We start from the raw sequence: 6,734 nt of genomic DNA, 5'->3' as shown, positions 1-6,734 counted from the left end.
TTCAAAACACTGAATCAAAATAAACGAAAATCTTCTAACTGGTTCGCACCCTGTTCTGCAAGACAATCACACTCAGTGCAGGTAGCCCACAGCGTATTAAATACAGCGACGAACACTCCATTCCTTATCACCTTATTTTTCTAACAGACTGAATTCCCCCAATAGGATGGGTAAGAAAAGACAATCCCACCAGGAGAATGAAATAATATTTAATAAAACAGACGGGTTGAGTAAATTAATAAACCAGTAAATTTACGTCAATGTATAAATGTAATCAATAAGACCATTCAACACGCTAGAATGTAACTTTGATTTATAAAAATACAAGTTATTCTCATCTTGAAAATTGGTTAAATTTATAAAATCCAATTGAGAGTCACCATTGAAATTATCCATTACAGAGTCTGTAATACAGATATATCGCCCAGAATAGATGAAATCCAAACAGCATGCCAAATTATCAACCTGTCTAATGCTTATCTTACCGTATTGTTTTTTAACGATTTCTTCTAGATTTTTAACAAATTTGCTGCGATATAATGTCGGATTACACAACCAAACATTGTTATGAAGAATATTGATAACATCCTGACTTTCATTAATAATATCTTTTCGTCCATATATACCAAAACCACTATCCGGCACTTCATTTAGTAGCATAAATCTTTCACTATTGAGTTTCTCAGATGACAAAACAAGTGAATTCCCATCATAATCCCCAATTTCATCAATGTTTTCATAGTAAAACTTTATTATATTAGCCTGAATGTTATTTTTTTCGGCGACTTTATATAGCTTTGTCAGTTTTTCGCTTTTTCCCCAGTCATAGTAAATATTGATAACATTAGAAATATGACCGGTAAGGTGTTTTTTGGTTATTTCTTTTTCCTGCTGATATAAATCTTTTAGATCATTATACAGAACCTCACCATCCCGCGTTAAACTCATACCAAACTTCTCTCGCTTAAATAATTTTTTCCCTATAATGCTCTCAAAATCTTTTATAGACTTCGCCACTGGTGGCGTAGTCCTGTTCATCATTCTTGCGGCTTTACTTAGCGAACCATTTTCAACTACAGCCATAAAGGCTTCCAATTTACGAGATAGAAACATAATTCACCAATCCTTTGCTTTACTTAAAAATTAATCAGAAAAAAAGACAAGGATGCCTACATATATAATGCTACTTTCAATATCATTTAAAATATAATGTGAAGCACACCAGTTTGATTTAGAATAATTGAGAGATAAATTATAAAAAATTATTATCGCGTAGACGCTTACGACGTGAAATTGAATGTTTTTCAATCAAAGATTTGGAGGCTCTGTGTATTATCGCCCTATCACCACAAACATTTTTAACAGAGATAGCTTTGTAGATCCATGATATTAAATGACTATTTTTTATTTGTCACGTTACAAAATCAGTTAACTCAACCAATGTGAGACCTAAAAATCAATTGCATTACTTATAATAAATAATGATGTCACATCATAATGTAAATTATTTACCAAGGTACCACCCGATAAGTTAATCAAAATAATCAATAAATATCCCCCATAAAGTTCTTAATCTTAAATAAAATGCATTATTAATTAAAATCTAAATACAACAGACACTGTTTATATAAAAAATACCACGAGCTGTTAATGATAAATTAAATCCATCATGCTATTCGTCATTTCTGACATGAATTAAACCTTACATAAAATTAAACAGTTCTAATATGGTGATTTTAAATTTCTTGTTTATAAAATATTCGCCACAGACTAATTTCTTATTATTTAATCTCCTCTGGTGCATTACATTTTTATTCTGCATCTGCTAATATTTGACTTCATTTCTAGCGAATAAACGGTGCTGACCATGAAGTTTGTTTCTTTTAATATCAATGGCCTACGTGCTCGGCCTCATCAACTTGCGGCTATCATTGAACAACATCAGCCAGACGTTATCGGACTTCAGGAAACTAAAGTACATGATGATATGTTCCCACTTGAGGACGTCAGTCAGCATGGTTATCACGTCTTTTACCACGGGCAAAAAGGTCATTACGGTGTTGCACTGCTAACCAAGGAACAACCTTTAGCTGTCCGTCGTGGTTTCCCAACAGATGAAGAAGACGCCCAGCGCCGTATTATTATGGCGGATATTGCAACGCCGCAAGGTACTTTAACTGTGATTAATGGTTATTTCCCACAAGGGGAAAGTCGCGACCATCCAATAAAGTTTCCTGCAAAACAGCGCTTTTACGCTGACTTACAACAATATTTGGAACAACATCTTTCACCTGAATCTCAAGTCTTGATTATGGGCGATATAAATATAAGCCCTACTGATTTGGATATTGGTATTGGTGAAGAAAGTCGTAAACGCTGGTTACGCACGGGCAAATGCTCATTCCTGCCAGAAGAACGCGCTTGGCTGGAACATTTACAAAGTTGGGGTCTGGTTGATACATTCCGCGCAGCAAATCCTGATTGTAATGATCAGTTCTCTTGGTTTGATTATCGTTCTCGGGGCTTTGATGAAAATAGAGGTCTACGAATAGATCTCTTACTCGCCAGCCAACCATTAGCTGCTCGTTGCATTGCCACCGGCATTGATTATGAAATTCGTGGTATGGAAAAACCCTCTGATCACGCGCCAGTATGGTCTGAATTTGCACTCTAATATTAATTTTTCATCTTGAGAGTTTCTGCAAGTAACCCTATTTACAGATAGGGTTCTGGCAGTAAACCAGGTTGATTGGCGAGAAATGGGCCTATTTATTTACATGCATGTGGTGTGAGCCACCCTAAGCCCCATTAGCCTATTCGCCCTGATAAATGCCGAGCGATAATAAAGAGTTATCATCGAGCTCGGCTATTTTTCAATACACAAACCAGTGAAAGCGGATAAATAAAGAATGATTGATGTTGTCGCGGCAATTATTGAAAAAAACGGCAAGATTTTATTGGCGCAAAGAGACTCACATCGTGATCAAGCTGGCTTGTGGGAGTTCCCGGGCGGAAAAGTCGAGGTTGGGGAAAATCAACTGCAGGCCCTGATCCGTGAGCTTGCCGAAGAGTTAGCTATTGAAGTGTCGGTGGCAAAATATATTGCTACTAATCAATGGGTTTCATCCAAAAATAGTATTCAGCTGCATGCCTGGCACATAGAGAGTTTTAGTGGTGAGCCCATCTTGCATTGCCATTCATCCTTGGCCTGGCTAGCACCAGAGGAGGCATACCGCTATCCTCTGGCACCTGCCGATATTCCACTGTTAGAGGCCTTTATTGCCCAGAAACGTCAGGCGACTATTTAGTTAATCTTTTCCAGATCAGTGGGTTAGTTCCTATTACACTGGTGTCACGCGCGCATTGCAAAACTTCGCCTTCAATGCGCAAAACCGCCCCTTCCGAGTAATTTTGGTTTTGATAAATACAGCAACGGGTGCACGGGTTGTTGTTCGTATTTCGATTTGACGAGTTATTCCACACCTCTGGTGGCAGAGGAACCACCACATCAACATTAGCCCGGTTCGCCATTGCCGCGCCAGAAATAAGCGTGGCAAAACCAATCAGGCCCAGCAATACCTGTGTTCTCATGATTTATTCTCCTTGGCTTTAGACGGCGTTTTCTTTCGTTTCTTTGTCGCACCAGAAGGGGCGGCGGGCAATCCACGGAAAACCTGAGGTGACCGATTTTGTTTTGCCTGACCGATTAAATCCTGCAATGTGGCCACCAGCGGCTGCATAAAATCCTGATACCGACAATTCTTTTCACTGATTTTCGTCAGTGTCGATTCCCAGTGCGCGGTCATATCTGGCCGGGCGGCAATGTCCGGTAAGGCATGAATGAGCGCTCTTCCCGCTGGGCTTGCATGAATATAACGGCCTTTTTTAAACAAAAATGTACGTTTGAAAAGCAGTTCAATAATCCCGGCTCGCGTTGCCTCCGTCCCTAAGCCATCGGTGGCGCGCAGGACTTTTTTCAGTTCTTTATCTTGTACAAAACGGGCAATACCTGTCATGGCAGATAATAAGCTGGCATCTGTAAAGGGCCGTGGCGGTTGGGTTTGGCGTTCAACAACTTCACCACGTTCACATAATAATTCAGCCCCTTTTTCCACCACTGGCAGCGGCGCACCTTCGTTTTCTTCATCGCGTTCTTTACTGCCCAGCAATGTCCGCCAGCCGGCTTCCGCCAGAAAACGGGCTTTAGCCATAAACTTGCCACCCGCGATATCCAATTCAATAACACATTTACGAAACTGTGCATCTGGGCAAAACTGCATCAAATATTGCTGGGCCACTAATCGATAAACCTTACTCTCGTCAGTGGTTAAATTCACTTTACTGGCGCGAGCTGTGGGGATAATGGCATGGTGGGCATCCACTTTTTTGTCATCCCAACAGCGATTACGCCGATCTGTGTCCATCACGTCCAGCGGTAAAAGATCAGCCTGATGAATACTGATGGCATTCAGTACCGAATGACGCCCAGCGAAATGCTCTTCTGGTAGGTATCGGCAATCTGAGCGAGGATACGTAATCAATTTGTGCGTTTCATATAAACGCTGACAGATATCAAGCACTTGTTGTGCGCTCAGCCCGAATCGTTTTGCCGCTTCAATTTGTAAAGTCGAGAGCGAAAATGGTAAGGGAGCCGTTTCTGATTCCCGTTTATCATTATAGGACGTGACAACCGCTGGCTGACCGGTGATGCGGTTAACCACATGCTCTGCGAGGGGGCGGTGCAATAAGCGCCCTTCTTCGTCTTGATAGGATTCACACGAATCACTGGGTTGCCATAATGCAATAAAACGCTCATCAGCAGGCGTGACGATATGCGCTTTCACTTCGAAAAAATCTTTTGAGACAAAATCTTCTATTTCTTCATCGCGCCGCACCACTAGCCCCAATACTGGGGTTTGCACTCGCCCAACCGACAAAACCCCATCATAACCCGCATTACGTCCAAGAATAGTATAGGCCCGAGTCATATTGATGCCGTAGAGCCAATCCGCTCTGGCCCGGGCCAGGGCCGAAACACAGAGGGGAATAAATTCGCGGTTATAGCGCAAACGTTCTACCGCTCGTTCCACGGCCTGTGGGTTTAAGTCATTAATCAGGCAACGGCGCACATTTTGCCGCTTATCTGCCACTAAATCGAGATAGTCCAATACCTCGTCGACCAAAAGTTGCCCTTCACGATCCGGGTCACCGGCATGCACCACTTCATCAGCTTGCTGTAATAACTGTTTGATAACATTAAGTTGTTTACTAACCGATGGCCGAGGCTGTAATTTCCACTTTTCGGGAATAATGGGTAAATCGGCCAATGACCAACGTGCATAACGGCTGTCGTAAGCATCGGGTTGCGCCTGTTCCAGCAAGTGACCGACACACCAAGTCACCATTTGATCATTACCACAGGCAATGAATCCGTCGCCACGACGATGCGGTTTAGGCAAAATGTCGGCAATCGCGCGTGCCAGGCTAGGTTTTTCGGCAATAAAAAGTCGCATCATTCACCGCATAAATACATCAAATAAAAGCTCATTCAGTTATCTCAATCAGCGCGCGACGGTTATCCACTGCACTTAGCTCGCCAATCGCACTGAGCGTCATACCATATTGAGCTGCAATTGCTTGTACCTGAGCCTCGGCCTCCGGCAATACCGCCAGCAGTAAGCCGCCAGATGTTTGTGGGTCACAAAGTAGGTTTTTCTGTAACTCAGACATCTGGCCAATTAGATGACCATAACTATCAAAATTGCGCCCTGTTCCACCCGGAACACAGCCCTGTGCAATATATTCTTCCACCGCAGGTAGACGCGGAATAGCCGAAAAATGTAACGTCGCCTGCACGCCAGAACCTTGACAAATCTCACTTAAATGCCCGAGCAGGCCGAACCCGGTGACATCGGTCATGGCAGTAACACCTGGAATATGGGCGAAGTCTGCACCTGATTTATTCAGCTGGCACATGGTTTCTGTCGCCACACCTTGATGTTCCGCCCGCAATTTACTTTTCTTTTCTGCGGTAGTCAGGATGCCAATACCCAAGGGTTTAGTGAGAAACAACTTACAGCCGGGTTGTGCCGCGCTATTTTTCTTAACCTGCTCGGTGCTGACAATCCCCGTCACCGCCAAACCGAAAATGGGCTCCGGCGCATCAATAGAATGCCCCCCAGCAAGCGAAATACCGGCCTGCTGGCAAACATGTCGCCCGCCCTCAATGACCTGCTGAGCGATTTCTGGCGCCAGTTTATCTATTGGCCATCCCAGAATAGCAATCGCCATAATCGGCTTGCCGCCCATAGCATAAATGTCGCTGATGGCATTAGTGGCAGCTATTCGGCCAAAATCAAAAGGGTCATCGACGATAGGCATAAAAAAGTCGGTGGTGCTGATGATGCCAACCCCGCTGCCAATATCATAAACTGCCGCATCATCACGGGTTTCGTTTCCCACCAGCAAACGGGGATCAACAAACTTTTGTTGTTCAGAATGTAAAATTTTATCCAAAACTTTGGGCGAAATTTTACAACCGCAGCCCGCTCCGTGGCTGTATTGAGTAAGACGTATCGCTGGCGATGTCATAGCACTCTCCCGTTTGATGGTTTAGTCATAAGCGATTTAATCAATAAGTCGGTTATTTAGTCCGGAATTATACATTCAGGGAAAATATCCAAGGTGTCTATGGTAGCGCCTATAACTTGGCTTGGTAAGTAGAGAGCGGTTAT

Annotated in this window: 6 protein-coding genes; 2 read left to right on the top strand and 4 right to left on the bottom strand. The window is 43.0% G+C overall.

The window, feature by feature from the left end:
* Positions 1–252: 252 nt before the first annotated feature.
* Positions 253–1,113, bottom strand: a complete 861-nt coding sequence (locus YROHD0001_RS06580) for a LysR family transcriptional regulator (RefSeq protein WP_032817152.1) — start codon at positions 1,111–1,113, stop codon at positions 253–255.
* Positions 1,114–1,867: 754 nt separating this feature from the next.
* Here YROHD0001_RS06580 and xthA point away from each other — a divergent pair.
* Together xthA and YROHD0001_RS06590 are read left to right on the top strand one after the other, a co-directional pair.
* Positions 1,868–2,674 (top strand): exodeoxyribonuclease III, encoded by an 807-nt coding sequence (gene xthA / locus YROHD0001_RS06585; protein WP_032817151.1) that lies wholly within the window; start codon positions 1,868–1,870, stop codon positions 2,672–2,674.
* A gap of 235 nt (positions 2,675–2,909) precedes the next feature.
* Positions 2,910–3,308 carry a pyrimidine (deoxy)nucleoside triphosphate diphosphatase gene (locus YROHD0001_RS06590; protein ID WP_004715285.1) on the top strand — a complete coding sequence of 133 codons (399 nt, stop codon included), beginning with the start codon at positions 2,910–2,912 and terminating at the stop codon, positions 3,306–3,308.
* On the opposite strand, the gene YROHD0001_RS0118090 is transcribed toward YROHD0001_RS06590, so the two are convergent.
* The 3 genes from YROHD0001_RS0118090 to selD are packed head-to-tail and all read right to left on the bottom strand — an operon-like array spanning position 3,301 to position 6,591.
* Positions 3,301–3,591 carry a DUF1496 domain-containing protein gene (locus YROHD0001_RS0118090; protein ID WP_032817150.1) on the bottom strand — a complete coding sequence of 97 codons (291 nt, stop codon included), beginning with the start codon at positions 3,589–3,591 and terminating at the stop codon, positions 3,301–3,303. The genes YROHD0001_RS06590 and YROHD0001_RS0118090 overlap by 8 nt on opposite strands.
* Positions 3,588–5,513 (bottom strand): DNA topoisomerase III, encoded by a 1,926-nt coding sequence (locus tag YROHD0001_RS06595; RefSeq protein WP_032817148.1) that lies wholly within the window; start codon positions 5,511–5,513, stop codon positions 3,588–3,590. The genes YROHD0001_RS0118090 and YROHD0001_RS06595 overlap by 4 nt, the downstream gene beginning before the upstream one ends.
* Positions 5,514–5,544: 31 nt before the next feature.
* Entirely contained in the window at positions 5,545–6,591 is a 1,047-nt protein-coding gene (gene selD, locus YROHD0001_RS06600; RefSeq protein ID WP_032817146.1) for a selenide, water dikinase SelD, read from the bottom strand.
* Positions 6,592–6,734 lie beyond the last annotated feature (143 nt).

The sequence above is a fragment of the Yersinia rohdei ATCC 43380 genome, assembly GCF_000173775.1.
Lineage (GTDB): Bacteria > Pseudomonadota > Gammaproteobacteria > Enterobacterales > Enterobacteriaceae > Yersinia > Yersinia rohdei.
This window is presented reverse-complemented; position numbering and strand designations above follow the sequence as displayed.